Genomic DNA, 26,620 nt, shown 5'->3' on the forward strand with positions numbered 1-26,620 from the left:
AATAATCTTGACATTAATATAAATGTTTACAAAAGGGTATCGAAGTGCTATAATTTTTATGATATAATATTTTGTGGGTTATATATAAAATTATAAGGGGATGAAAATGTGAGAAATATTAGAAAAAGGGTTTTAACAGCTATCTTAAGTACAGCAGTTTTACTTAATGGAACAATTTATTCCAATGGAAAAGTTGTACAAGCAGAGGAAAAATCAGAGGTTAAGGTAACAATACTTGGTACTTCAGACTTACATGGAACATTAGTACCATGGGATTATGCATCTGATTCAGCAAACACATCAGGAAGTTTATCACAAATTTCTAAGGTAGTTTCTGATGTAAGAAAGGAAAATCCAAACACAATTTTAATTGATGCAGGAGATTCAATTCAAGGTAATTTTATTGAAACATTTAAAAATGGGGATGTACAACCTATACTGTTAGCAATGAAGGAAATGAAGTATGACACATGGACATTAGGAAATCATGAATTTGATTTTGGCCTTGATGTGTTAAAAAGAGCAACAGATCAATTAGCAGGCTCAACAATGACACCTATATCAGCAAATATCTACAAGCCAGATGGAACAAGGTTTATAGAACCTTATAAAATAGTTGAAAGAGATGGACTTAAGATTGCCCTTATTGGAATAACAACTCCAATGGTTGAACAATTTAAAACTCCAGAGCAAATAGGATTTATGAAATTTAAAAGTCCTATAGAAGAAACACAAAAAATTATTAAAGAATTAAATGGAAAAGTAGATGCAATGGTTGGAATTATGCACATGGGTGTTGATAATGAAAATAATATAGCAGATACTGGTGTAACAGATGTAGCTAATGCATGTCCAGAACTTGATGTTATTTTTGCAGGACATATGCATCAATTAATTAAGGATAAGGCAATAAATGGAGTGAAAATAGTAGAGCCAGGTAAATATGGACAATACTTATCAAGGGTTGATGTTACTTTTAAGAAGGATAGCAATAACAAATTAGTTTTAGATAAGAGTTCAATAAGTGACAGAAGTTACTCTATTAAAGGAGTAGAATCTGATAAAAACATTGAAGACTTAGTTAAGCCTTATCATGATAAATTAAGAGCAGATGCAAACATTGTAATTGGAGAAGTAAAGGGTGTTAACATGGTTGATCCAGATGAAATCCCAGGAATTCCAACAGTTCATTTAGAGGATACACCTCTTATAGATCTTTTCCATGAAGTAGCTCTTTACTATAGCAAAGCAGATGTAGTTTCATTAGGAACAGACAATGAAAAAGCTAAGCTTAATGTAGGACCAATAAAGAGAAAAGATATTGCATTTAACTACACATATGCAGGGGGAGAAGTAACAGTATATGAAGTTACAGGAGCTCAACTAAAAAAATATATGGAGTGGTCAGCAGATTACTATAATACATTAAAGGATGGAGATATAACTATAAGTTTCAATCCTATAAGAAGAGCATCTAAATATAGCACAAATGATTACTTTGGTGGAATTAATTATACAATTGATTTAACTAAAGAATCAGGAAACAGAATAACAGATTTAAAATATAAAAATGGAACACTAATAAAAGATACTGATAAAATTAAATTGGGAATGAACTCCTATAGAATGGATCAGCTTTTAGCTAAGGGTGGAATATTTGAAAATGAAAAAGAATCAATTAAGAAAACAGATTTTGATTCAAAATTAATTTATGGAGAAGATGAAGGAACTATAAGAAATTTAACTATTAAATATATAAAAGAAGTTAAACAAGGAATAGTTGAAAGCAAAAAGCAAGATAACTGGAAAGTAGTTGGAATAGATAGAAATTCTGCAGATTATAAAAAGGCAGCTGAATTAGTTAAAAGTGGAGAATTAAAAATTCCTACAACAACAGATAAAAATGGAATTGTTTATACAGCTATAGCTTCTATAAACAAAAAGGATTTACCAGTAGACAATACTGATAATAAACCAAGTACAAAGCCAGAAGATAATTCTGAAAAAGATAAAAATCCAGCAGATAATCAAGAAACTACTAATGGAAATAACTCAAGCGCTAGTGGAGATGCAAACACTTCAAGTAATGAAGAAACAGGCAAGAAAGGAAATCTTCCTAATACAGGAGCAGCAGTTAGTGCAACTCAAATTTTAACATTTGCTAGCATACTTCTATTATCAGGAGTTGTACTAATTAATAGAAAAAAGAAAGTTAGTTAAGGAATGTTTAATTAATGTGGAGATCAGGTATGCCTTGACTCCACCGAATAATAACTAATAATATGAAATATATAAATTTTTAAGGGAAGCCATTAGGCTTCTCTTAATTTTAATTTTTTTAAATCTATTCATAAAATTGGACTTTATCTAATTACAAATATAAAAATTGCAACTAAAAAAATAAATATTGCAACACATAAACTAAATATTGCAACTAATTTATTTTTCTTCCAATACTGAATGGCTTGAATCAACATCAACACACCCAGCAATGGTTCAAATACATTTATTGCAGTTTTCCAGATACCTAAAATCTGCATACCAGCCAATATTATTATGCTTAGGGAACAAATAATACCCATTACAGATAGCACTTTCTCATATGCTTGTTTTTGACTCCATATATCTTTAATATTTTCCATTTTACCTCCTATATATTCCTATTTGATGCTCACAATTTAATATAATTGCTCAACATTTTAATTAAGTATCAAATTACTATTTTTCTATTACTCAAATTTGTTCCTAATTTAATTATAACATATTTTGTAAAAAGTTTTGCTTATTTCATTTTGCTCATTTTTATTGTTATCCACCTAATGCGTAAGCATTGTTTACGCAAAGCAAGTGGGTCAAAGTTGACCCACTAAGCCCCCCGGGGGTGAGCGAAAGTAAGTTCGCGAACCGAAGGGGGATTTTTATGATATTTTTTAAAAAATCTTCGTTAAATTGGGGGGTTAGTGAATTTTGTATCCAAATAAATGACGATAGTTTTTACAGCTATCGTCATTTTGGTTTAATAAAAAATAATAATAGGATATAATATAAGTAGTAGATTATGTTATTATTAAGAAATTTCATAAATATAAGTTTATTATAATATAAATGAAAGCAAGGAGATAACTTCTAATCATCTTCTTGCAGTTGGTGGGAAATTTTTATAGATAGAAAAGTAATTAATGAGGGTGATATTTTGATTAAGAGAAATGATATAACTGATGAACAATTATATTTTGCTATATATTGTATAACTGCATTAAGCCGTAATTTAAATATGATACCATCAGATGTATATAATTTGCTTACTGAAAAGACTAAAATATTAGATGAATATATTATAAAATATTATGATACACTTCATACTCAAGGAGAAGATTATATTGTAGGTGAAATAGTCAGTTTATTAAAAAGTAAGGGGATTAAAGTATGATAATATATCATGGATCAAATATGGTAATAAAAGAGCCTAAGGTAATTAAATCTAATAGAGCATTAGATTTTGGAATCGGATTTTATGCTACAACTTTTAAGGTGCAAGCAGAAAAATGGGCTGTTAGAAAATGTACTAACTTTAATGGAGAAATAGAAGGAACGCCGATTGTATCTATATATGAATTAGATTTAAATTTTGCTAATGAGAATTTTAAAATTTATGAGTATGAAGGTGTAACTAAGGAATGGCTTGAATTTATTTTAAGTAATAGAAAAGATATCAATTCAAAATCACCATATGACATTACTATTGGAGAAGTTGCTGATGATCAAGTCTTCGCAACAATAAACCTTTTAACAAGAGGATGGATAGAAATTGATACCGCTATTAAGAGATTAAAATTTAAATCCCCAAATAACCAAGTTTGTATTAATAATCAGCAAGTGATTACAGAATGTTTAAAGTTTATTGGAATGGAGGAGGTAAAATAATATGAAAATGAATGAATTTGATGAAGTGCTAGTAATGCTTATAGATGATGTGATAATAAATATTAGTAAATTAAAATCAATAAGTAAATATGAAGCCATGAAATTATTTTACTTATCACCAATAAGTAAATTGATTTATAAAAAAGAAACAGGATTATTTACACAAAGTGCTGTTAGCATAGCGCATAGATGTATAACTAATTAGCAATAGCAATTGAGTCCAGCAAAGTGTGTCCTCACAAACAACCCAGGGTAGAATAAATTTCCAGATGTGAGCAAGTGGGTCATTTCATAGCAAGGAGCTAACTTCTAGTTATCTCCTAGCACCTCGGGGGAATTTTTCATTATTAAGTGGGTCACTTCGTGCCCCACAAGTACCCCCGGGCATTTACGAACGTAAGTTCGTAAAGCGAAGTAGTCACATTTTGTAATATCTTTTTGACGAACTTCCGTTAAAGGAGTATTTAATAAAATTCATATATGTTAAAAAGATACAGGTGATAAATTCTATCATCTGTTTTTATTTATATAAAAATTTAAAAAATAATTGAATAAGAATATACATTCGTGCCAATAATTCAGATAGATTAGAATTTGGAGGTAAAAATAATGAATAGAGTAACTTTAATTGGAAATGTAGTAAAGGATTTAGAATTGAAAAACTATAATTCGTCAGATGGAAATGGAAGTTATGTACAGTTTACTTTAGCAATAAACGATCAAAGAAATAAAGATAAGGAAGCTGTTTTTATAAGTATAGTTTCTTTTGGAAAACAAGCTGAAATACTTTCAAAGTATTTATCTAAAGGAAGAAGAATAGCAATAGAAGGAAAACTAAACAATGCAAGCTATATAAATAGTAATGGAGAAAAGAAGTATAGTAATAATATAATTTTAGAGGAATTTCAATTTTTAGATAATAAAAAAGAAAACGTTATTTAACAATAACTTGGAGTTAGTATATGACTTATAAAAAAAGAGAATGGTGGCCAGGCGTAGTACTACATATTACCGCTCGTGGAAATCATAGAAATGATATTTTTAGAGATGAAGAAGATTTTCAAATATACCTAGATTTAATGAAAGAATCTATAGAGTTTTATAATGCTGATTTTGAAGTTTATGCGTATTGTTTAATGGATAATCATGTTCATTTACTTGTAAAATGTAAAGAAAGGCATATATCCTTATTTATATCTAGGATTCATAGTTTATATGCAAAAATATTTAATAATAAATATAGGTATATAGGATATCTATTTCAAAATAGATATTTTACAGAAGTTATCGAAGATGATTCACAATTATTAGCAACTTGTAGATATATACATTTAAATCCAGTGAGAGCCAAAATGGTTAAAAAGCCAGAAGAATATAATTGGAGTAGTTATAATATGACTATAGGCTTAAAAGAAGAAAAAATAATTGATAGTAGCAAGATACTAAGTTATTTTAAAAGTGAAACAGCTAGGTTTCTATATAAAGCTTTTGTAGAAAATCTTATAAAGAATAATTTTTCTGAGGAGGAGAAAGAAATTGGCATCATCAGTTAAAAGTTTTGCTATATCTGGTATAGATGCTTATGTTGTAAATATTGAAAGTGATACTATATATGGTCAGCCCTCTGTAACTATAGTTGGTCTTGGAGATGCTGCAATAAAAGAAGCAAGGCAAAGATTAGAGGCAGCTATAAATCATGAAAATTATGATTTTCCCAAAATGAAGGTAGTTATAAATTTGGCTCCAGGGGATATAAAGAAAAGTGGATCGCATTTTGATTTAGGAATGGCAATAGGAATACTAATTCAAACTAATCAGATAACTATAAGTGAAATTAATACTTTTGGATTTATTGGGGAATTATCTTTAAATGGTGAGTTAAGACCTTGTTCTGGAATACTACCAATGGCAATAGAAGCAAAAAAGAAGGGAATAAATAATTTAATTGTACCTAAGGATAATTTGCAAGAAGCTTCATTAGTTAGTGATATAAATATTTTTGCATTTGAGACACTAATTGATGTAGTTAAATTTCTAGAAGGTACATCTACATATAATAATTTTTTAGAGATATATAAGGAGAATCATAAAATAAGCAGAGATTACCTTTTAGATTTTGAAGATGTTCAGGGGCAAGACTCTCTTATAGAATATATTGTTGTATCTGCTGCTGGTGGTCATAATATAATTATGTCAGGTTCACCAGGCTGCGGAAAATCTATGATAGCTAAAAGAATTCCAACTATTTTACCAATGATGACTGAAAGGGAAGCCTTAGAAGTAACTAAAATTTATAGTGTTGCAGGACTTTTAAAAAACAAGGGAACCTTAATAACAGAAAGACCATTTAGAGCCCCTCATCATAATGCATCTATGAATGCTTTAATTGGGGGCGGTAATAACGCAATGCCAGGTGAAATATCTTTAGCACATAATGGTGTCTTATTTCTGGATGAAATAGCTGAATTTAGCAGAAGAACTTTAGATGCGTTAAGACAGCCTATGGAAGACGGGGTAGTTACGGTTTCAAGAGTAAAATATACTAATTCATATCCAGCAAGTTTTATGATAGTAGCAGCTATGAATCCTTGTCCTTGTGGCTATTATGGTGATAGCAGATGTAAATGCACAGACTATGAAATTTTAAAATATAGACAAAAAATATCAGGGCCTATTTTAGATAGAATAGATATTCAAAAATATGCCCAGCCAGTAGATTTTATGGAATTATCTAATTACTCTAATGGAAAAACTTCGAAAGAATTAAGAGAAAGGGTAGAAAGAGCAAGGTTTATTCAAGTTAAAAGATTTAGAAGACTTGATAAAATAAATTGTAATGCAGAAATGACTCCTGCAATGATAAAAGAGTTTTGCGCTTTAGATGAAGATTGCAATAGGCTTATTCAGCTAGCTTATGAGAGATTTAGATTTAGTGCAAGATCTTATCACAAGTATTTAAAGGTTGCTAGAACCTTCGCAGATATGGATGAATCAAAAAATATAAGAAAAGAAGATATTATTAAAGCTCTTATGTCAAGGGATTTAGATAAGGAACAGGCAAATATGATTGTAATATAAAGTAAAAATTTTATATAGGGGAATATATGAAAGAAAATTATTTATATTGGATTTGGTTAAATGAAATAAAAGGAATTGGGCCTATTATAGCTAGAAGGTTAATAGATAATTTCCACTTTCCAGAAAATATTTATGATGCGCCGAAAGAAATGCTGCTATCTATTCAAGGAGTAGGGGAGAGTCTAGCTGAAAATATAGTAAGAAGCAAGAGTCTAGAGAAAGCTAATTCAATTTTGGATAAATGTGAAAGAGACAAGATAAGGATAATAAATTATAAGGACGAAAAGTTTCCTTATAGTCTAAATAATTATTCTAATATGCCTATTTTACTTTACTATAAAGGAAGTCTATGGAATAACTTAGAGAGTGTAGCAATAGTTGGCTCCAGAAGGTGTACTAATTATGGTAAGCAAATTACAGTTGAAGCAGCAACATATTTAGCTAGAAATGGGATACCAGTAATAAGCGGCATGGCAAAGGGAATTGATAGCTATGCTCATACAGCTTGCATAAAAGCTGCAGGGAATACAGTAGCTTTTTTAGGGTGTGGGGTAGATATATGTTATCCAAAAGAACATGCTGGGCTTATGGAACAAATAATTGCAAATGGAGCAGTAGTTTCAGAATATCCACCAGGAACCATGCCAAGCACACATAATTTTCCTAGAAGAAACAGACTTATAAGTGCTTGTTCTAAAAAAGTTCTAATTGTAGAAGCAGGAGAAAATAGTGGCGCTTTAATAACTGCTAAATATGCAAGAGAACAAAACAAGCAAATATACGCTGTTCCAAATAATGTCTATTTAAAAGAAAGTAAAGGCACAAATAAACTTATAGCTGAAGGTGCAAAAATATATTTAACTCCTAAACAACTGTTAATAGAAAATAATAATATTAATTATAGTAGCAATCATATAATTGAACAAAGCTTTGGTAAAATGGAGTATGAAATTTTCAATATAATAAGAAATAAACCAAGCACAATAGATGAAATAATAATTATTTTAAATAAAGATATATCTTTATTGTTTGATATATTACTTTCAATGGAGTTAGAAGGAAAGATATATCAAAAAGCAAATAGGTATTTTCTTAAATCTAAATAAAATCCATAAAATAGCTTTAATTAGTAGGGATGTTATAGTGTTAGTAACAATGAGATAACTTTTAGCTATCTTCTAGTATATCAAGGGAAGTAGAGTAGATAAAAATATTTACTCTATTTTTTTATAGATTTTTTAAAAAATCCTCATAAGTGCATATATACATTAATGAGGAGGTGATAAACATGGCAAACTCAGTATTAGTACAAAATTCAGTAGAGGTTAAATACCAAATTGGTGTTGACTCTAAGGGCAAGGAAGTATTTAAGAAACAAACTTTCAAAAATATTTCTGCAGATGCTACAGATGATAATTTAGTAGAATTATCTGATGCAGTTGAAAGTCTTATGGATTACACAGTAAGTACAATCCAAAAGCAACAAAACTTTATAATAACTAGAGGTTAATTTACCTTATTAGTTATTAAACAGCATTAAAATTTAGTAATGTAATTTATGAAAGGGGGGTATATCATGATAGAAAGAAGTGCAAAAATGACTTTTAAAGATGTTTCAGGGAAAAAGGTTAACTTAATAGTTAAAGATGTTAAGGAAAATGTTTTAGATGCTGACATTTCTGCTCTTATGGACTCTGTATTAACTAATAAGTTAATAAAAACAGAAGCTGGTGATCTTGTGGAAATGGTAGAAGCAAAGGTTATAAATAAAGAAACAACAACTGTTGCTCTTTAGTTTAATATATAGAGTGTCCAAATTTGGACACTCTTTTCATAGTTTTGAATTATTATATGAAAATGAGTTACTTTAAATGCAGTTATGGAAGCCATGTCTGAAATTAAAAATAGCAAGTGGGTCACTTCGTACCCCACAAGTACCCCCGGACATAACGGAACGTATGTTCGAGAAGTGAGAGAAGCGCATTTTGCTATGATCTTCTAACCAACCTTCAGTAAATTTTTATTTATTATATTTCGTATATAGAAAATGGCTATAGTTTTTGAAATTATAGTCATTTTTGTTTAAGAAAAAGTGATAGTAGGTTATAATAATATATATGTTAGAAGAGAAAAAATATAAAGGAGATGGTATATTGGATATAATAGATCAAGCTCATGATAAATTATTTAAAGAAACATTCGGGAATATTGAAATAGCTAAAGATTTTATGAATGAATATTTGACAACTAAGCTAAGAGGTAATCAATCTAGAGACATTAGAACCCTAAAAAGATTCGTTTATAAATAAGAAACTAAAAGAGGTGTTTTCGGATTTATTTTTTAGGGTGGATGTAAATAATAATGAAGGATATATTTATTTCTTATTTGAACATAAAAGTTATAAGGATAAATTAGTGATATTTCAATTACTAAGATATATGATAGAAATATGGGAAAGCAAAATCAAAAAAGAAAATAATAATAAATTACCTATTATTATTCCACTACTGATATATCACGACAAAGGACATTGGAATATAAAAACAAAACTTAGTGAAATGATAAGTATAGCTAGTCAAATATCAGTAAAGGGGAGTGAGCTAGTAATGACAGTAGCGGAACAATTAAGGCAAGAAGGAATAAGAGAAGGAATAAAAGAAGGAATAATAAAGATAGCTAAAAATGCAATAGTAAAGGGATTGAAAGAGGAAGATATAATCGAGTTGACAGGGCTAACTAAAAAAGAAATTGATAAAATAAGAAAAGATATGCTTCAATAAAAAGCAAGCGGGTCATTTCATACCCGCAAAGCCCCCCAGGGATGAGGGAACGTAGGTTCTCGAACCGAAGGGGGTTGCGTTTTGTGACATCCTTCTGAAAAGTCCTCGTTATAGGAAGTAGGCAACTTTATGTCCTAATAAGATTCTCGTGGGTGAACGAGAATACAGTCTTAAAAAATAATCATTAAAAAAAATACTTACTGATATATTATTAGCAAGCGGGAGGCAAAGCCACCCACAAGCACCCTCGGGCAAAATTTTTCATAAGAAATGTTTATAAGTAAATAAATGTAGTATATAATAATATTATAATATAAAAGTAGAGGTGAAATTATATGCCAGTCATTACAAGATTTTATGGGATAGTAGTTAAAATGTATCCAAATGATCATACGCCGCCACACTTTCATGCAATATACGGCGAATATGTTGGCGTAATAGATATAAAAACTTTAGAGATGATTGAAGGAGATTTATCAAATAGAGCATTGAAATTAGTTAAGGAATGGGCAGAAGAGTATCAGGATGATTTAATGGAAATGTGGAATACAAAGTTATTTAAGAAACTTAAAGGACTTGAATAAAGTGTATAATAATAAAATAGTAAAAATTAAGATTTTTCCTGATACATTTAATATATTGGTTTTATTTGATAATGGAATCACTAAAAATATTGATTTTAAAAAGAAATTAGATGAAGAACTTTATAGAGATTTAAAGAACAAATTACTATTTCAACAAGCTCGTATAGATGCAGGTGGATATGGCTTAAGTTGGAATGATGATATTGATATTAGTGAATTTGAATTATGGAATATCGGTGAAAATACTGATGATAAAATTTAATAGCAAGTGGATGCAAAGCCTCCCACAAGTACCCCCGGGCATTAAAGAACGTAAGTTCGTAAAATGAAGTAGTCACGTTTTGTAATATCTTTTTGACGAACTTCCGTTAAAGGAGTATTTAATAAAATTCATATATGTTAAAAAGATACAGGTGATAAATCCTATCATCTGTTTTTATTTATATAAAAATTTATAGCAAACTCAGTCGTTTCGCTCCATCGTAAGAGACCCAGGGTGGAATAAATTTCCAGACAACAAGGAGGTATCCCGAAGTTATCTCCCAGCCCCTTGGGGGAATTTTTTCATGGAACTCATATTTAGTGAAATTTAATAAATCAAATAAGTATTAAGCGGATGATAATTTTGGTCATTTGCTTTTTAAAATTTAAAAGACAATAATTTTGGGATATAATATAATAAAGGATGATTTTTATAATATAAAGATAAAGTTTTAGATATCGAAGAGGTGAATATATTGAAACGGAAAAATTATGAAGATATGATAATGAAAAGAGCCATGGATGTTTTTGCGGAAGAAGGTTTAAAGTTCTTTGGCATAGAGAAGAAAGTTAAAGGGATAGGATCAACTGAAATAGTGGTTTTAGAAGCTAAGAATATGTTTATGGATTACACTTTTTTAATGGAAGATGATACTTACATACATATAGAATTTCAAACTACAGATAAAGGAATAAATGACTTAAGAAGATTTAAGGCTTATGAATCATTATTTGAGCTTCAGGTGAATAAGGATATAGTAACCTATGTTGTGTATTCAGGAAATATAAAAAATCCACTAAATACTTATACAAGTGGAATAAATACTTATACTGTTAAAGCTATATCAATGGCTAATAAAGATGGGGATAAAATATTTGATGAAATAGTAAATAAGATTGATAATAATGAAAAAATAGCAAAAGAAGATTTAATTGCATTAACATTTACACCTATAATGGGAGGTATGTTAAGTAAGAGCGATAAAATTTTGAAGGCAATAAAAATAGTTAAGAATATAGATAATGAATATAAATATGATATTGAATCGATGTTATATGCTTTTGCAAGTAAGTTCTTAGAAGGAAAAGAATTAGAAAAAGTAAAGGAGGAATTAAAGATGACAGAGTTAGGTAAAATTATAAAAGATGAAGGGAAAAAGGAGAAGGCTATAGAAACAGCTAAAATTGCAATAAAAAAGGGAATGGATGATGAAACAATTAGGGATTTAACTGGATTAAGGATTGAAGAGATAGAGTTAATTAGACAAGTTTTAATTAGTACGCAGTCATAATATATCAAGGGGCGAACGAATCCTAGCACCTCGGGGGAGTTTTTTCATCAGTCGAAAGACTGCTTTCTTGAAAGCAAACTCAGTCGTTTCTCTCCTTCGTATCAAGTGGGTCACTTCGTGGTCCACAAGTATCTACCCCGCAAGTACCCCCGCGCATAATGGAATGTATGTTCGAGAATTGAGAGGAGCGCGTTTGGCTATGATCTTCTAACTAACCTTCAATAAGTTTTTATTTAGTAAATTTCGTATATAAAGTAATGACTATAGTTTTTTAGAATTATAGTCATTTTTCTTTAACAAAAAATAATAATAGGATATAATAATATATAATTGTAGGTGTTGAGGATAAAGATGGAAGACCAGTATTACCTCCAAAAGGAATAGATATAAAGGATATAGATGAAATACAAAAGAAATTACTTAATTTTTGTAATTTATTAAAACCAACATATTTCCCAATAGTAGAGCCCATAACATATATGGAAAGAAAGCTACTTGTTATATGGGTTCCGGGTGGACAAAATAGACCTTATAAGTGCCCAAAGGATATTCTTGCAAAACAAAAAGACTATAAGTTTTATATAAGAAGATTTGCTAACACAGTACCTGCAAAAGATGAAGAAGAAAAAGAACTTTATGATTTAGCAGGTAAAATACCATATGATGACAGAATAAATTTTAGAGCAGAAATATACGATTTAAAGGCATCTTTGATAAAAGAATATTTACATGATGTTGGAAGTGAACTTTATAGTAGAGTAAATGAAATTCCTATTGAAAATATAGGGAAACAAATGAATATAGTAGATGGATCTGATGAGTTTTTGAAACCTAAAAATATAGGAATATTAATGTTTAATGAAAATCCACAAAAATTCATTCCAATGAGTCAAATAGAATTAGTTCATTTTGAAAAAACATCAGCAGATAATATATTTATAGAAAAAATATTTACGGGTCCAATACATGAACAAATAAAGAATGTGTTAAAATATATAGAAAACTCTGTCATAAAAGAAAAAGTAATAAAATTACCTAATAAGGCTGAAGCAATAAGAACCTTTAATTATCCATATGCAGCGATAGAAGAAGCTATAGTAAATGCTGTGTATCATAGAAGTTATGAGGATAGAAATCCAATTGAAGTTAGAATAGATGAAGAAAAGATTATTATTTTAAGTTATCCAGGTCCAGATAAATCTATTAAAAAAGTAGATATAGATAATGGAAATGTTATAGCAAGAAGATATAGAAATAGAAGAATAGGTGAATTTTTAAAAGAATTGAAGCTTACAGAAGGGCGTTCAACAGGGATACCTAAAATATTAAGATCAATGAATATAAATAACTCACCAAAACCAAAGTTTGATACAGATGATGAAAGAACTTATTTTATGGTTGAATTACCAATAAGTAAATATTTTAATCAGTATGAAGATAAAGGCAATATCCAGACAGAAAAAATATTAACGAATGATCAAGTAAGAGTATTAGAGTATATAATTTTAAATGGAGAAATATCAAATTCAATATGTAGAAAAGAATTTAAATTTGGTAAAACTAAAAGCTTAGACATATTCAATGAATTAATTGAATTAGGAAAGATAAAAAGAATAGGAAAAGGAGTTAATACTAAATATATTTTAAGCAATTAATTAATCGACCGATAATCGGCCGATAAATCGACCGATTTATCGGTCGAAAGCAAGCTATCAAGTGGGTCACTTCGTGGCCCACAAGTACCCCTGGGTATAACGGAACAAATGTTCGTAGAATAAGAGAAGCGCGTTTTGCTATGATCTTCTAACCAACCTTCAGTAAATTTTTATTTAGTAAATTTCGTATATAAAGTAATGACTATAGTTTTTTAGAATTATAGTCGTTTTTCTTTAACAAAAAGTTATAATAAGATATAAGAAAGCAATTAAGTATAATTGGCAAATGCAAAAAATAGAAATAATAAATAGTGAATTAATAAAGGAATTTAAAGAAGATAGAAAAGGAATTACCCCTGGAGTTTATGTTAAATATTTAACATATATATTTCAGACTTCATAAGCAAAGGGTGTAAGCGATGTTTACACCCTGAGTAAGTAGGTCAATTTTGACCCACTAAGCCCTCTAGGATGAGCGAATGTAAGTTCCTAAACCCAAGGGGGATTTTTTATTATACTTTTTTAGAAAATCTTCGTTAAATTAAGATTTAGCCAAGTAACAATATATACAAGAAAAGCTGTAAAGCTGTTTTTTATTTTATATAATGATATAATGTTATTTTTACATACAAAACTTATATACTATAGGTTATAATAAGACAAAACAATGATATAAAAGGAGAAATAAATGTTAAGCATAGAAGAAATAAAAGATTTAGACGAAAAAGAATTGCTAGAAAAACTGTATGGTAAAAAGTTAGATACTAAAAATAACATATTAGAATATATAGAAATTAGTAATATACTTAAACAAGATGGAATTCAAAAAGAAATAATAGAAAATACATATGATCTAATAAATGAAAGTATAGATAAAATGAAATCAAAGGTTAAACCAAATACAATAATGTTTTTACAAAATAAATTAAAAGATCAATTTAGAAAAGTAATAATTATAAAACAAGAACCTAAAATTGATAATACTTTTATTAAGTTCTTTAAAAGAGCTTATCCAGAAGGAAAAAGGAACAGAAGCTTTACATATGTTCTAATAGATAACAGCAAAATTTCATCAGAACAAATTTGGACTACATTAACTTATATCAATAGAGAATGTATAAAACAACATTTATATCTTCTTTCTGATGAAAAGAAAGATATTATAGATATGATGCAAAAGTTAATAAATAAAAGAGATATTAAATATATTAATCAAATGAAGAGTATGGATAAATTACTTAGAATACTTAATGTTAAAATTATAGACGATAATAATGGCTGGTTTTATTTTAACTAAATACAAAATAGGGTATAATATCAATATAAATTAAAAAGTTATGGAGAGTGAAAGAGTGTGCTATTTAACAGAAATAACTCTTATGGGGATATAATACCTCCTTCAGATACTAGAAAATTAATAATGCTAGTCAAAAAACTATTAACAGATGTTGTATTTAATATGGCTAGTTTGGAAGGAAATCCATTCACTTATCCTGAAGTTCAAACTTTACTTGACGGAATTACTATAGGTGGGCATAAAGTAAGCGATGAACAACAAATATATAGAATAAGAAATGCAAGGATAGATTGGAGTTTAATACTTTGATGCTAGAATTTTATAATACAAGAGAGGCTAATAATATATTTGAGTTTTTATATAATAATTGTTTAGAAAGATATTAGAAATAAAATAGAGTAAGCAGGTGATAGTAAAAATCATCTGTTTTTTATTTTATAAAAGTTAATATAAAAAGATTAATATTTTAGGGTATAATATAGATATAATGTGTACTTTGATTTAAATTCAATAATGAGAATATAAGTTATAAATAAAAGGGAGAAGATTAAAATGGCATTAAATTTTAATGAAGATTTTTTACAAAAAGAAGAATGGATTAATGCTATAAAGTATATGTCACCAAGACCACGATATAATCACGTAGAATTACAAGGTGAAATATATTTGCAACTGAAGCAATACTTTAAAAGAAAATGTAATGTTTCAATTGAAGCAGTACTTTTTTTAACTAAAGAAGATCCACAAATAATTAAAAATGATAAAAATAAAATTGATGAGTTGATAAAATCTAAGCAAGCAGAAGTAGCGCCTGATGTTGCTGTATATTGTGATAAAAACCAGATATTCTATAGAGGATATATTGGGATTCCACAGTTAGTAGTGGAGGTGTTAAGTCCTTCAAATTCAGATGATGATTTAATTGTAAAGAAAGATTTATATGAAAGTTATGGAGTTACTGAATATTGGATTATATCACCTATGAGTAGGAAGGTATGGATATATGAATTAATTGATAATAAATATGAATTAAAACACAGCTGTACATTAAGTGATAAATTTAAATCAACTAGATTTGATGAGTTAGAGGTTGATTTGTCAGAAGTTGAGTTAATAGATGAAGAATAACATGTGAGTAACCATGCGCCCCACAAGTACCCTCGGGAATTGCCCGCAAAGCCCCTAGGTGCCATCGAGCGTAAGTTCTCATAGTGGGAGGGGGCGCGTTTTGTAATATTATTCTAACTAACCTTCATTAAAATTTATATTTAGGAAATTTCGCTATAAGAAAATGACTATAGTTTTCAGAACTATAGTCATTTTTTTTATTTTTCTAATACCAGGAAATTATAAAAAAGATTACCCTGTGAATAACTTTTTATTGTAAATATATACTGTAAAAAAGTAATGGACATATGACAAATATTAATTCAAAATGTAAGTAATTATTAAAAAATGTAAGTTTAATTTTTGAAAGTTTAAGTAAAAATGGTGCTTATAAAAATTGGCATTGTATTTGCTTTAATAAATGGCAGGGAGTGTTGTAAATGAATGCAAAGGACAAGCTTCTAGGTATTATAAAAAATGAAGATAAGAAGTCGCCTCTAACTGATGAAAAGATAAGTAAAAAGTTAGAAATAACAAGAGAAGCAGTAACAATGATGAGAAGAGAATTAGGTTTGGGTGATTCCAGAGAAAGGAGGAAGCAATATATCTATGAAAACATAAAGAGTATCGAAAAAGAAAAAAATGATATATCTATTTCAGAATTAACTAATTTCCTTGTAAAAATGGGTTACAAGGTTTCAAAAAACTTGGTATTGGATATAAAAAATGAGTTTTATGAAGAAAGCAGTTCATCATATAGTAATGAAAAATCAGAAGATCCATTTGAAAAGTTAATTGGCTATAATTTAAGTTTAAAACCTTCAATTATGCAGGCAAAGGCTTCTATAATGTATCCTCCCTTTGGACTTTCAACGCTTATTGTTGGGGAAAGTGGAGTTGGTAAAACTTACTTTGTAGAGTGCATGTATAAGTTTGCACAAGATGCAGGAATTTTAAAAGCTGATGCACCATATAAGGTTTTAAATTGTGCTGACTATAGTGATAATCCACAGCTGCTTATTTCAATACTTTTTGGGTATAAAAAAGGTGCATTTACTGGAGCAGAAAAAGAAGGAATAGGTCTTGTAGAAGAAGCTGATAATGGAGTTCTATTTTTAGATGAAATACATCGTCTTCCTCCAAAAGGTCAGGAAATATTATTTACATTATTAGATAGAGGAAGATATAGAAAATTAGGTGAAAATTCCATTGAGAAAGAAGTAAATATTATTTTTGTTGGAGCCACTACTGAAAATATAGAATCAAATTTACTTCTTACATTTAGAAGAAGAATTCCAATGTTAATAAATATACCTGCTTTAAGCAATAGAGATCCAATAGAAAAACTTGAGCTTATATATCATCTTTTTCAAAATGAGTGTAATCGTATAAATAAAGGGATTTTTGTAGAAGGAAAAATTATTAAATCTTTATTTATGAAGCATTACCAAGGAAATATTGGACAAATGAAAAGTGAAATTCAAGTAATTTGTGCTAATTCCTTTATGAAAAGTATAGCAAGCACAAGTAAGAACATTAATATTGGATTAGAAGAATTACTGGCACTTAAGATATTTAATGAAAGTATTTATGAAGATAAAAAGAATTTGCATCAAGTATTTAATGAAATAAAAGATATTGGTTTTTTACCATTTAAAACGTTAAAAATTAATAATAAAGATAAGAAAGACAATAATGTTCCAATAAATATCTATAACCAAATTGAAAAAAAGTACAAAGAACTTAAAGATATGGAAATTCAGGATAATGAAATAAATGAAATTTTATCAACTTTTATTATTAAAGAATGCAGAGAAATAGACAGCTCTATAAATTTAGATAGTAAAAGGGATTCATTAAATAAGCTTGTAGGTTTTGTTGATGAAGAAATAATGAGTTCTATAAATGAATTAAAGGAAGATTTATATAAAAAATATGGTGAAGATCAAATAAGTACTAATATTTTATGCTATTTAGCAATTCATTTAGAGGAAGCAGTAAGAAGAATAAAGGTAAATGAAGTTGTTTTGAATTCTAATATAAATAAAATTGCTAAGAACTTAAAAGAAGAATATAAAATTGCATTAGAATTTTGTAATGATTTAGAAAAGAAATTAAGAATTAAAATGCCAGAAGAAGAAATTGGATATGTTGCAATGTATGTTTCCAATATTTTAAGAAAACAGGAGCAGAAAAAAAGAATTGGAATAATAATTATATCTCATGGCAAAATAGCTTCTGAAATTAATAATGTTGTTAAAAGTATGTTAGATGAACACTTTCAAGTGGCAGTTGATATGCCATTAGATGAAAGTCCAATTAAAACTTATAAAAAGGTAATAGATATAGCAAAAAATATAGATGAAGGAAAGGGAATATTGTTTTTTGTTGATATGGGTTCACTTAATAATATTGGTGAAGTTGTTGAAGAAAAATATAATATAAAAACTAGGACTATAGATAGAGTTGATTTATTAAGTGTATTAGAAGCAGTAAGAAAAGCTTCATTAGATAATATATCACTAGATGATTTGTATTTTGGTTTATTAAGGTCAAAATATGAATTTCTAAACTTAACAAATAAAAAGTCTACGAAACCTAAGGCTCTAATAGCAGTTTGCTTAACAGGCAAGGGCTTTTCTGTAAAAGCTGAACAGCTTCTTAAAAAGAAATATAATAATTTAAAAACTTTTATCATGGGAATTACCGATGTTAATTTTAAAGAAAAGATTGTTAATATAAAAAATGATTATGAAATCGTAGCTGCAGTGGGAACAGTAAATCCAGAAATTGAAGGGGTAGCCTTTATTCCTTTTAATCCAGATATGATTCATGACAATACTAGAAATTTAGATATGCTAATAAATAATGATGAACACAAAGATTTTACAAGTTTTATAGATGAAGACCTTATACTAATTAATCCTGACATTCATAATAAATTTGAACTTATTGAACTTATGTCTACTATTTTAATGAATAAAGGATATGTAAAAAAGGAATATGTTAATTCAGTGATAGAAAGGGAAAAGGTTACACCAACCTTCTTTAAGGGAGAAGTGGCAATGCCTCATGGTCATCCTGATAAGGTAATAAAATCATCATTAATTTTTGTAAAACTTGCAAATCCAATTGATTGGGATTTTGGCAAGGTAGATATTGTGTGTCTGCCAGCTTTAAAATATAGTGAAAAACAAGTAATATCAGATGTTTTAAAGTTAATTACTAATAAGGAAGCTTTAAAAGAATTAAGAAAATGTAAAAGCAAGAATGAATTTGTCATTAGCATACTAAAGAATATAAAGGAGGCAGAAGGATGCAGTATAAGAAGATAGTAGTTACTGAAAAATCAATATTAAGAAATAAAGAATTTGATAGAAGGGAAGAGTTATTAAAAGAATTATCAAGTTTACTGCTTAATCAGGAATTTGTTAAGGGGAATTTTTATGAAGAATTAGTAAAAAGGGAAAACGAATTTCCAACTGGATTAAATATGGGGTCCTTTGGAGTTGCTATTCCTCATACTGATCCAGGAGTAGTAATTAAAGATTCTATAGCAGTTGCTGTATTAGAGAATCCTGTACAATTTGGAGAAATGACAAACCCTGAAAATAAGGTAAATGCAAAAGTTGTTTTTCTTTTAGCATTAACTGATTCAACCAAACATCTAAAGGTATTGCAGAAAATAATTAAAATTATACAAGACTCAAATTTATTAAAATCCTTATTTATAAAGGATGAATATGAAATGAGTAATTTTCTTAATAGTTATTTAAATGCGATTTAATTTTATATAGAGATATTAATAAAATAAAGGGGAGAATTTTATGAGTATTAAAAAGAGAGTATTATTTGTTTGTGCTACTGGTATAGCTACTTCAACAGCTGCTGCTGAAAGGGTTGCTGATTATTGCGGAGATCGTGGAATAAATATTGAGTTTACCCAATGTAATGTTGCTTCAGTTAAGGAATATGATGAAACTGTAGATTTAATAATATCTACTACAAATGTTCCTTATAAATTAAAAACTAAGGTTATGAATGCTCTTCCTATAATTACAGGCTTTGGGGAAGAGGAGTTTTTAGAAGAGGTAGAAAAAGTATTGAGAGGTGAAAAATAATGGGTGAAAAGCTTCTTGGAATTGTTCAATATGTTTTAGGTTTAGGACCTACAGTAATGCTTCCAATAGTTGTTTTTATACTTGCTATATGCTTTAGGGTTAAACTTGCAAAAGCTTTAAGATCTGCATTAACTATAGGAATAGGTTTTGTTGGTATATATGCTATTTTTGGAATATTAAGTGATAGTTTAGGACCTGCTACTCAAGCACTTGTTGCTAATACTGGTATTAACTTACCTGTTATGGATTTAGGATGGCCTCCATTATCTGCAATAACTTGGGCAGCTCCAATTGCACCGTTTGTAATAGTACTAACAATTTTAATAAATGTTGTTATGTTAGCTTTTAACTGGACAAAGACAGTTGATATAGATTTATGGAATTATTGGCATTTTGCATTTGCAGGAGCATTAGTATATGCATCAACTGGAAGCTTTTTATTAGGAATAGTTTCATCTGGAGTTGTAGCTATAATAGTAATAAAACTAGCAGACTGGTCTGCACCAGCAATTCAAAAATATTTTAATCTTCCAGGGGTATCCCTTCCAACATTATCATCAATAGTATTTTTCCCAATAGGAGTTTTAGGGGATAAGATTATAGATAAGATTCCTGGATTAAATAAGTTAGATGCAAGCCCAGAAAAAATTCAAAAGAAATTTGGTATTTTTGGTGAACCTATGATGATTGGTGTTATTTTAGGTGTTTTACTAGGAATAATAGCAGGATATGATTTAAAAGGTATATTATCACTTGGAATTAACTTAGGTGCTGTAATGTTGATATTGCCAAGAATGGTAAGAATATTAATGGAAGGTCTTATACCTTTATCAGATGCCATTAAAGGATTCTTAAAGAAGAAGTATCCAAACAGAAGCGATTTATATATGGGTCTTGATATTGCAGTAGCAATTGGTAACCCAGCAGTTATTTCAACAGCATTATTATTGACTCCTATAGCTGTATTATTAGCTGTAGCAATACCAGGAAATAGAATATTACCACTTGGTGATTTAGCAAACCTTGCAGTTATGATATCTATGGTAGTTTTAGTTACTAAAGGAAATGTAGTTAGATCAGTATTAATAGGTATTCCAATTATGATAGGTGATTTATTGGTTGCATCTGCTGTTGCTCCATTAGTTACTAAAGTTGCAAAGAGTATTAATTTTGAATTTCCAGCAGGATATAATGGCGAAATATCAAGCTTTTTAGATGGTGGAAATCCATTTAGATTCTGGATTCTTAAGATATTTGAAGGAAATATTTTAGCTTTAGTTTTAATACCAGTAGTAGGAGTACTTTTATATTGGGTATTTAAGGTTACAAAAAATCAATTAAAAGTAGATGCTGGTAATGATGCAAATTGTTAAAAATAAATATATAAATTATTAAAAATTGGGGGTTTCCGTTATGTACTTTATTGGTATAGATATTGGAACTACAAACACAAAAATTTGTTTGTTTGAAGGTGATGAATTTGAATGCGTATATAAATATTCATTTAAGTCGCCAATAATAACAAATAATGATGAAAGTGAATTTGATGTTATTAAGCTATGGGAAAATATGAAGGAAGGTCTTAAATTAATATCTAAAAAGGTAAGGGACATAACGGAAATTAAGAGTATTTCTATAGCTAGTGTTGGTGAAGCAGGAGTGTTAGTAGATAGTTATGGAAATATATTTGGACCAGCTATCACTTGGTATGACAAAAGGGCAAATAAACAACTTGAGTATATCCATAGTAAAATAAAAAAAGAAGAAATATACAAAATTACAGGTTTGCCTTCTCATACTAATTACAGTATAAATAAAATTTTATGGATTAAAGATAATGTGAAAAAAGGTCCAATAGATAATTATAAGTGGTTGTGTATAGCAGAGTACTTTGTATTTAAGCTTACTAGCAAAATAAATTCTGAATTTTCATTATCTTCAAGAACAATGATGATTGATTTAGAGAGCAGAACTTGGTCCAAAAAGTTATTAGGTAAATTGGATTTAAGCAGCAAATTATTTGCTGATTTAATTTCTTCTGGAGAACCTGTTGGCATAATCTTAAATGATATAGCAGATGAAATTGGGTTTAGCAGAGAAACTTGTGTATCAATAGCAGGACATGATCATATGTGTGGATCAGTTGCAGCTGGACTAGTAGATGACAATGAAATTTTAAATTCTACTGGAACAACAGAAGGAATTTTAATATTGCAAAATAAGCTAAATAACACAGAAAAGTTTTTTGAAAAAATGTTGTCTAATGGAATAGATGTTTTAGAAGACAAATATACACTATTTGCATCCCAGCCATCAGCAGGATATTCTGTTGAATGGGCAATGAAAAGCTTCTTTAAAAATGGTGAAAGCATAGATAAAGTATCAATGGAATTAATTAAAGAAGAAAGTAAGATAGGCAGTAAAGATACTAATAGTAATGTTGATGGCAGCAGTAGTGAAAAATTGATCTTTATTCCACATTTAAGGGGGAGCGGTCCTCCAAATAGAAGTACAGCATCAAGATGCTTATTTTATGGACTAACAGAACATAGTACACCAAATAAGATAATGCGTTCAGTATTTGAGGGATTATGTTATGAACTAAGAATTATTATAGATGAAATAGAGAAAACTACTAAGAGGGACTTTAATAGAATGAAGGTAATAGGTTCAGCTTGTAGGAATCCATTTTGGCTTCAATTAAAGGCAGATATTTTAAATAAAGAGATTTTAGCTTGTGAAATAGATGAAGCTGTTGCTAAAGGAGCAGCAATATTATCAGCACATAGAATGGGATATATATCAAACTTAAATAAAATAAGTTTATTAAATAAGTTTGAAGTGTACAAGCCTAATTTAGAAAATTATGAGAAATATTCAAAAGTATTTAATGAGTTATATTTACCATTCTATAAATTTAAAATAGGTATAGAAAATAATAAATAATATAAGTGTCGATAAGATTTATAAAATTTTGTGCTTTCAGCATGTGAAGGGAATGAGAGTTAAATGAAAATAGTAAATGGGTTTGATTTAATAGAATATGCAAAGAAGAATTCATATGTTTTACCAGCTTTTAATACTACAAATTTAGAAATGACTAATGCAATTGTTGAAGGTTTAGCAGAGGCAAAAGTTCCAGGATTTGTGCAAATATCATCAAATAATTTAAAGCTTTCAGATCCAAAAGTGATTTCAGATTTATTAAGTAATAAATTAAAAGGATATGATATTCCTATATCTCTTCATTTAGATCATGGCAAAAGTTTTGAAGATGTTAAAGCTTGTGTAAATGCTGGGTTTACATCAATTATGATTGATGGATCACATTTAGATTATGAGGAAAATATTAAATTGGTTAGGAAATGCGCTGATTACTGCCATTTTTACAATATACCAGTTGAAGCAGAACTAGGTACTATTAAAGGAAAAGAAGAGGATATTGTAAATGGAGATGATTCAAAAACTGATCCAAATTTAGTTTATAATTTTGTTACTCGTTCAGGTTGTGATTCTTTAGCAGTATCAGTTGGTAATGTTCATGGCTTGAGTTTAGAACCATCTTTAGATTTAGAGTTGCTAAAGAAAATTTCAGAAATTTCACCAGTTCCATTAGTACTTCATGGTGGATCAGGAATTCCACATGATTTAATTATAGAAGCTAAAAAGTTTAATTTGATTAAAATCAATATTGCTTCTGAATTACGTCATGAGTTTATTAGAACTTTTGGAGAAGCATATGAGGATAACCCAATGGAGGCTGATTTAATTTCACTAAGTTTAAAGTCTAAGGAAAGAGTTAAGAATTTGGTAATAAAGAAGTCATTAGGTATTAATTTTGATGTAGAATGTAAAATAATTTCTGTAAATTGATTTGATGAATCAAGAATCCACTACGAAAGGTATTAATCAATAATTGATTAGGAGGCTAACTTTCAGTTACTTCCTAGCCTTATGAAACTATTTAATGAAATTCATATATATTAAAAGTAGACAGGTGATAATAGAGTCATCTGTTTTTTATTTTATATCAAGTGGGTCACTCCGTGGCCCACAAGTACATGGATATAGTTCATAATAAATAACTCCTAACATTTATTTTTATTAGTTATATTTTAGCATAATTCAGGTATTTTCGCACATCCTGCCGGATATAACGGAACGTATATTCGCAAATTAAGAGGAGCGCGTTTTGCTATAATCTTCTAACAAACCTTCAGTAAATTTCGTATATAAGAAAATGGCTATAGTTTTTGAAATTATAGCCATTTTTGTTTAAGAAAAAGTGATAGTAGGTTATAATAATATATATGTTAGAAGAGAAAAAATATAAAGGAGATGGTATATTGGATATAATAGATCAAGCTCATGATAAATTATTTAAAGAAACATTCGGGAATAGTGAAATAGCTAAAGATTTTATGAATGAATATTTGCCAGGTGATAGTAAAAATCATCTGTTTTTATTTTATAATGAATTTAAATAGGGTATAATAAATATAATAATTAATATTTAAGAAAATAATTAAATTTAATATAGAATATATAGTGAAATTTATTAATGAGGTGTAGAGAAGATAATGAAGAATGAGTATTATCATAGATTTTTAAAGGTGTTAAAAGAGACAAAGGGAATTCACAATTCTTTAAATGAAATTTTAAAATACGATTTTATATATCATTCAAATAAAATAGAGGGAAGTACATTTACAACAGAAGCACTTCAACTTTTATTTGAAAAAAATATAGTAATGGGAACTCACACATTGGATGATGTTCAAGAAACTGTTAATTCCTTCTATACCTTTGATATGGTATTAGATACAATAGATGAAAATCTCACTTTAGAAATGATAAAAGAATGGCATGCTAGTTTAATGTATAGAACAAGATTGTATGATATGGGATTAGCAGGAGTATTTAAAAAATATCAAAATAGAATACTTGGAGCTAAATTTGATACTGCGAATCCTTGGGAAGTAGAAGATAAGTTAAATACAATTATAGAAAATTTTTATAGTTTAAAGGAAGTTACAATTTATGATATAGCAAAATTCCATTTTGAATTTGAATGTATACATCCATTTCAAGATGGGAATGGTAGAATAGGAAGATTTATATATTTAAAACAATTATTAGATAATAGGTTAGATTTAAAATATATGAATGGTGAATCTTCAGATGAATATAAAAGGGCCTTAGAAGAATCAACATTGGACAATATAAAACCATTAGTTGATTATATAGAAATTCAAAGAGATTTTATAAAAGAGAATGAAAAAATGTTTTAGCAGGTGAATGTAAAAAATCACCTGTTTTTTATTTAGTAAAAGTAAGAAGAAACATAGTTTAAATATAATTTTAGATGCTGACATTTCTGCTCTTATGGATTCTGTATTAACTAATAAGTTAATAAAAACAGAAGCAGGTGATCTTGTGGAAATGGTAGAGGCTAAGGTTATAAATAAAGAAACAACAACTGTTGCTCTTTAGTTAGTATATAGAGTGTCCAAATTTGGACACTCTTTTCATAGTTTTGAATTATTATATGAAAATGAGTTACTTTAAATGCAGTTATGGAAGCCATGTCTGAAATTAAAAAAAGAAGTTGGAATTATTGATACATTAAAAGCAGCTAAAAAGCTGTATTTTATTTTAACTAAATAAAATATAGGTTATAATAATAATATAAATACGTTAATATAATTGTAAAAGAAAAATTGTTATATATTTTCCTGGAGGGATTAGTTATGGATGAATTAAAAGATATAAGATGGAAGCAAAGATTTGAAAATTTTAACAAATCATATACTCTATTAGAAAAGTACTCAAAAAAAGAAGGCTTATCAGAGCTTGAACAGGCTGGAATAATACAATTTTTTGAAATGACTTTTGAATTAGCTTGGAAAGTTTTAAAGGATTATTTAGAAGCGGATGGTTATATGCTGAAAAGTCCGAGAGAAACTATAAAGCAGGCTTTTCAAAATGAAATAATTAATGATGGTCATGTATGGATTGATGCTTTATCAATTAGAAATTTAACTACACATACTTATGATGAAAAATTAGTAGCGAAATTAATTAAAGATATAGTAAATATTTATTTCCCAGAATTAAAACTTTTACATGATAAATTAGAGAAGGAATTATAAGTTATGTATGGATTATTAGATAAAGATATAGATTATATTATTGATGCTTTAAATAAATTTCCACAAATAGAAAAGGGAATTATTTTTGGCAGTAGAGCAATGGGAAATTATAAGAAAGGATCAGATATTGATTTAGCAATAATAGGAGATAAAATAACAAATAATGTTTTATATGATTTGCATGACTATTTAAATGAGATATATCCTCTACCATATTTTTTTGATATATTATATTATGATGATATAACTAATGAAAATTTAAAAAAGCATATTGATGATTTTGGAAAAATTGTATATGAAAGAAATAAGCAAGTGGACCTCTTGAGCCCCACAAGCACCTCCGGGGACAATGTCATCAAGCTAAGCTT

31 protein-coding genes are annotated in these 26,620 nt (G+C 28.4%); 30 read left to right on the top strand and 1 reads right to left on the bottom strand.

What is annotated here, in order from left to right; genetic code table 11:
- The first annotated feature begins 108 nt into the window (after positions 1 to 108).
- Positions 109 to 2,220, top strand: coding sequence for a 5'-nucleotidase C-terminal domain-containing protein (locus AAT22_RS10095; RefSeq protein ID WP_242849807.1), 2,112 nt, complete (start codon positions 109 to 111; stop codon positions 2,218 to 2,220).
- 143 nt (positions 2,221 to 2,363) lie between these two features.
- Here the strand turns inward: AAT22_RS10095 and AAT22_RS10100 are convergent, their stop codons facing one another.
- Positions 2,364 to 2,642: a DUF3953 domain-containing protein gene (locus AAT22_RS10100; protein ID WP_047001108.1), complete on the bottom strand. Its 279-nt coding sequence runs from the start codon at positions 2,640 to 2,642 to the stop codon at positions 2,364 to 2,366.
- Between the two features lie 551 nt (positions 2,643 to 3,193).
- Here AAT22_RS10100 and AAT22_RS10105 point away from each other — a divergent pair.
- The 29 genes from AAT22_RS10105 to AAT22_RS10235 form a co-directional block, all read left to right on the top strand.
- A complete protein-coding gene (locus AAT22_RS10105) occupies positions 3,194 to 3,430 on the top strand; it encodes a DUF3791 domain-containing protein (RefSeq protein ID WP_016205555.1) in 237 nt (78 codons plus the stop codon).
- Positions 3,427 to 3,924, top strand: a complete 498-nt coding sequence (locus AAT22_RS10110) for a DUF3990 domain-containing protein (protein ID WP_016205554.1) — start codon at positions 3,427 to 3,429, stop codon at positions 3,922 to 3,924. Before AAT22_RS10105 ends, AAT22_RS10110 begins: the two co-directional genes overlap by 4 nt.
- 1 nt (position 3,925) lies before the next feature.
- Positions 3,926 to 4,129 (top strand): hypothetical protein, encoded by a 204-nt coding sequence (locus tag AAT22_RS10115; protein WP_016205553.1) that lies wholly within the window; start codon positions 3,926 to 3,928, stop codon positions 4,127 to 4,129.
- 404 nt (positions 4,130 to 4,533) lie between these two features.
- Positions 4,534 to 4,866 (top strand): single-stranded DNA-binding protein, encoded by a 333-nt coding sequence (locus AAT22_RS10120; RefSeq protein ID WP_047001109.1) that lies wholly within the window; start codon positions 4,534 to 4,536, stop codon positions 4,864 to 4,866.
- Between the two features lie 20 nt (positions 4,867 to 4,886).
- On the top strand, positions 4,887 to 5,477 hold the full coding sequence (locus AAT22_RS10125; protein ID WP_047001110.1) for a transposase: 591 nt from the start codon (positions 4,887 to 4,889) through the stop codon (positions 5,475 to 5,477).
- Positions 5,461 to 7,002 carry a YifB family Mg chelatase-like AAA ATPase gene (locus AAT22_RS10130; RefSeq protein WP_047001111.1) on the top strand — a complete coding sequence of 514 codons (1,542 nt, stop codon included), beginning with the start codon at positions 5,461 to 5,463 and terminating at the stop codon, positions 7,000 to 7,002. The genes AAT22_RS10125 and AAT22_RS10130 overlap by 17 nt, the downstream gene beginning before the upstream one ends.
- Positions 7,003 to 7,028: 26 nt before the next feature.
- Positions 7,029 to 8,108, top strand: a complete 1,080-nt coding sequence (gene dprA / locus AAT22_RS10135) for a DNA-processing protein DprA (RefSeq protein ID WP_047001112.1) — start codon at positions 7,029 to 7,031, stop codon at positions 8,106 to 8,108.
- A gap of 182 nt (positions 8,109 to 8,290) precedes the next feature.
- Positions 8,291 to 8,512, top strand: a complete 222-nt coding sequence (locus tag AAT22_RS10140) for a DUF1659 domain-containing protein (RefSeq protein ID WP_047001113.1) — start codon at positions 8,291 to 8,293, stop codon at positions 8,510 to 8,512.
- 66 nt (positions 8,513 to 8,578) lie between these two features.
- Positions 8,579 to 8,797, top strand: coding sequence for a DUF2922 domain-containing protein (locus AAT22_RS10145; protein ID WP_047001114.1), 219 nt, complete (start codon positions 8,579 to 8,581; stop codon positions 8,795 to 8,797).
- Positions 8,798 to 9,119: 322 nt separating this feature from the next.
- Positions 9,120 to 9,311: an Rpn family recombination-promoting nuclease/putative transposase gene (locus tag AAT22_RS19545; RefSeq protein ID WP_052953937.1), complete on the top strand. Its 192-nt coding sequence runs from the start codon at positions 9,120 to 9,122 to the stop codon at positions 9,309 to 9,311.
- A gap of 37 nt (positions 9,312 to 9,348) precedes the next feature.
- The gene (locus AAT22_RS18575; protein WP_052953938.1) at positions 9,349 to 9,783 is read left to right on the top strand and encodes an Rpn family recombination-promoting nuclease/putative transposase; all 435 of its coding nucleotides are present in this window, start codon (positions 9,349 to 9,351) and stop codon (positions 9,781 to 9,783) included.
- 335 nt (positions 9,784 to 10,118) lie between these two features.
- Positions 10,119 to 10,367 carry a DUF4160 domain-containing protein gene (locus AAT22_RS10155; protein ID WP_047001115.1) on the top strand — a complete coding sequence of 83 codons (249 nt, stop codon included), beginning with the start codon at positions 10,119 to 10,121 and terminating at the stop codon, positions 10,365 to 10,367.
- Position 10,368: 1 nt separating this feature from the next.
- Complete coding sequence (locus AAT22_RS10160) at positions 10,369 to 10,629, top strand: DUF2442 domain-containing protein (protein WP_047001116.1); 261 nt, start codon at positions 10,369 to 10,371, stop codon at positions 10,627 to 10,629.
- 475 nt (positions 10,630 to 11,104) lie between these two features.
- Entirely contained in the window at positions 11,105 to 11,920 is an 816-nt protein-coding gene (locus tag AAT22_RS10165) for a hypothetical protein (RefSeq protein ID WP_047001117.1), read from the top strand.
- A gap of 329 nt (positions 11,921 to 12,249) precedes the next feature.
- Positions 12,250 to 13,575: an ATP-binding protein gene (locus tag AAT22_RS10170; RefSeq protein ID WP_278279836.1), complete on the top strand. Its 1,326-nt coding sequence runs from the start codon at positions 12,250 to 12,252 to the stop codon at positions 13,573 to 13,575.
- A gap of 688 nt (positions 13,576 to 14,263) precedes the next feature.
- Positions 14,264 to 14,872 (top strand): hypothetical protein, encoded by a 609-nt coding sequence (locus tag AAT22_RS10175; RefSeq protein ID WP_047001118.1) that lies wholly within the window; start codon positions 14,264 to 14,266, stop codon positions 14,870 to 14,872.
- Positions 14,873 to 14,929: 57 nt separating this feature from the next.
- Positions 14,930 to 15,181, top strand: coding sequence for a hypothetical protein (locus AAT22_RS10180; protein ID WP_047001119.1), 252 nt, complete (start codon positions 14,930 to 14,932; stop codon positions 15,179 to 15,181).
- Positions 15,182 to 15,424: 243 nt separating this feature from the next.
- Positions 15,425 to 16,000 (top strand): Uma2 family endonuclease, encoded by a 576-nt coding sequence (locus tag AAT22_RS10185; RefSeq protein WP_047001120.1) that lies wholly within the window; start codon positions 15,425 to 15,427, stop codon positions 15,998 to 16,000.
- 419 nt (positions 16,001 to 16,419) lie between these two features.
- Positions 16,420 to 19,314: a sigma 54-interacting transcriptional regulator gene (locus AAT22_RS10190; protein WP_047001121.1), complete on the top strand. Its 2,895-nt coding sequence runs from the start codon at positions 16,420 to 16,422 to the stop codon at positions 19,312 to 19,314.
- On the top strand, positions 19,296 to 19,766 hold the full coding sequence (locus AAT22_RS10195) for a PTS sugar transporter subunit IIA (protein WP_047001122.1): 471 nt from the start codon (positions 19,296 to 19,298) through the stop codon (positions 19,764 to 19,766). Before AAT22_RS10190 ends, AAT22_RS10195 begins: the two co-directional genes overlap by 19 nt.
- A 40-nt stretch (positions 19,767 to 19,806) precedes the next feature.
- Positions 19,807 to 20,100, top strand: a complete 294-nt coding sequence (locus AAT22_RS10200; RefSeq protein ID WP_084820749.1) for a PTS sugar transporter subunit IIB — start codon at positions 19,807 to 19,809, stop codon at positions 20,098 to 20,100.
- Positions 20,100 to 21,473, top strand: a complete 1,374-nt coding sequence (locus AAT22_RS10205) for a PTS galactitol transporter subunit IIC (RefSeq protein ID WP_047001123.1) — start codon at positions 20,100 to 20,102, stop codon at positions 21,471 to 21,473. Before AAT22_RS10200 ends, AAT22_RS10205 begins: the two co-directional genes overlap by 1 nt.
- Positions 21,474 to 21,513: 40 nt before the next feature.
- Positions 21,514 to 23,046 (top strand): FGGY family carbohydrate kinase, encoded by a 1,533-nt coding sequence (locus AAT22_RS10210; RefSeq protein ID WP_047001124.1) that lies wholly within the window; start codon positions 21,514 to 21,516, stop codon positions 23,044 to 23,046.
- A gap of 63 nt (positions 23,047 to 23,109) precedes the next feature.
- Positions 23,110 to 23,973, top strand: a complete 864-nt coding sequence (locus AAT22_RS10215) for a class II aldolase (protein WP_047001125.1) — start codon at positions 23,110 to 23,112, stop codon at positions 23,971 to 23,973.
- Between the two features lie 437 nt (positions 23,974 to 24,410).
- Positions 24,411 to 24,587, top strand: coding sequence for an Rpn family recombination-promoting nuclease/putative transposase (locus AAT22_RS19075; protein WP_156174311.1), 177 nt, complete (start codon positions 24,411 to 24,413; stop codon positions 24,585 to 24,587).
- 93 nt (positions 24,588 to 24,680) lie between these two features.
- Positions 24,681 to 25,391 carry a Fic family protein gene (locus AAT22_RS10220; RefSeq protein WP_047001126.1) on the top strand — a complete coding sequence of 237 codons (711 nt, stop codon included), beginning with the start codon at positions 24,681 to 24,683 and terminating at the stop codon, positions 25,389 to 25,391.
- Between the two features lie 82 nt (positions 25,392 to 25,473).
- Entirely contained in the window at positions 25,474 to 25,593 is a 120-nt protein-coding gene (locus AAT22_RS10225; RefSeq protein ID WP_278279837.1) for a DUF2922 family protein, read from the top strand.
- Between the two features lie 257 nt (positions 25,594 to 25,850).
- Complete coding sequence (locus AAT22_RS10230; RefSeq protein WP_047001128.1) at positions 25,851 to 26,252, top strand: nucleotidyltransferase substrate binding protein; 402 nt, start codon at positions 25,851 to 25,853, stop codon at positions 26,250 to 26,252.
- Positions 26,253 to 26,255: 3 nt separating this feature from the next.
- On the top strand, positions 26,256 to 26,620 hold a 365-nt coding region (locus tag AAT22_RS10235; protein WP_084820750.1), incomplete at its 3' end, for a nucleotidyltransferase domain-containing protein.

It is taken from the genome of Clostridium sp. C8, from assembly GCF_001010885.1.
Lineage (GTDB): Bacteria > Bacillota > Clostridia > Clostridiales > Clostridiaceae > Clostridium > Clostridium sartagoforme.

Bases quoted from the DNA above. Each gene is read 5' to 3' on its own strand.
- AAT22_RS10205 (WP_047001123.1), top strand. From the start codon at position 20,100: ATGGGTGAAAAGCTTCTTGGAATTGTTCAATATGTTTTAGGTTTAGGA.
- AAT22_RS10175 (WP_047001118.1), top strand. From the start codon at position 14,264: ATGTTAAGCATAGAAGAAATAAAAGATTTAGACGAAAAAGAATTGCTA.
- dprA (WP_047001112.1), top strand. From the start codon at position 7,029: ATGAAAGAAAATTATTTATATTGGATTTGGTTAAATGAAATAAAAGGA.
- AAT22_RS10100 (WP_047001108.1), bottom strand. From the start codon at position 2,642: ATGGAAAATATTAAAGATATATGGAGTCAAAAACAAGCATATGAGAAA.
- AAT22_RS10190 (WP_047001121.1), top strand. From the start codon at position 16,420: ATGAATGCAAAGGACAAGCTTCTAGGTATTATAAAAAATGAAGATAAG.
- AAT22_RS10125 (WP_047001110.1), top strand. From the start codon at position 4,887: ATGACTTATAAAAAAAGAGAATGGTGGCCAGGCGTAGTACTACATATT.
- AAT22_RS10215 (WP_047001125.1), top strand. From the start codon at position 23,110: ATGAAAATAGTAAATGGGTTTGATTTAATAGAATATGCAAAGAAGAAT.
- AAT22_RS10220 (WP_047001126.1), top strand. From the start codon at position 24,681: ATGAAGAATGAGTATTATCATAGATTTTTAAAGGTGTTAAAAGAGACA.
- AAT22_RS10115 (WP_016205553.1), top strand. From the start codon at position 3,926: ATGAAAATGAATGAATTTGATGAAGTGCTAGTAATGCTTATAGATGAT.
- AAT22_RS10195 (WP_047001122.1), top strand. From the start codon at position 19,296: ATGCAGTATAAGAAGATAGTAGTTACTGAAAAATCAATATTAAGAAAT.
- AAT22_RS10200 (WP_084820749.1), top strand. From the start codon at position 19,807: ATGAGTATTAAAAAGAGAGTATTATTTGTTTGTGCTACTGGTATAGCT.
- AAT22_RS10210 (WP_047001124.1), top strand. From the start codon at position 21,514: ATGTACTTTATTGGTATAGATATTGGAACTACAAACACAAAAATTTGT.
- AAT22_RS10230 (WP_047001128.1), top strand. From the start codon at position 25,851: ATGGATGAATTAAAAGATATAAGATGGAAGCAAAGATTTGAAAATTTT.
- AAT22_RS10145 (WP_047001114.1), top strand. From the start codon at position 8,579: ATGATAGAAAGAAGTGCAAAAATGACTTTTAAAGATGTTTCAGGGAAA.
- AAT22_RS19075 (WP_156174311.1), top strand. From the start codon at position 24,411: ATGTTAGAAGAGAAAAAATATAAAGGAGATGGTATATTGGATATAATA.
- AAT22_RS10110 (WP_016205554.1), top strand. From the start codon at position 3,427: ATGATAATATATCATGGATCAAATATGGTAATAAAAGAGCCTAAGGTA.
- AAT22_RS10120 (WP_047001109.1), top strand. From the start codon at position 4,534: ATGAATAGAGTAACTTTAATTGGAAATGTAGTAAAGGATTTAGAATTG.
- AAT22_RS10185 (WP_047001120.1), top strand. From the start codon at position 15,425: ATGGCATTAAATTTTAATGAAGATTTTTTACAAAAAGAAGAATGGATT.
- AAT22_RS19545 (WP_052953937.1), top strand. From the start codon at position 9,120: ATGTTAGAAGAGAAAAAATATAAAGGAGATGGTATATTGGATATAATA.
- AAT22_RS10155 (WP_047001115.1), top strand. From the start codon at position 10,119: ATGCCAGTCATTACAAGATTTTATGGGATAGTAGTTAAAATGTATCCA.
- AAT22_RS10140 (WP_047001113.1), top strand. From the start codon at position 8,291: ATGGCAAACTCAGTATTAGTACAAAATTCAGTAGAGGTTAAATACCAA.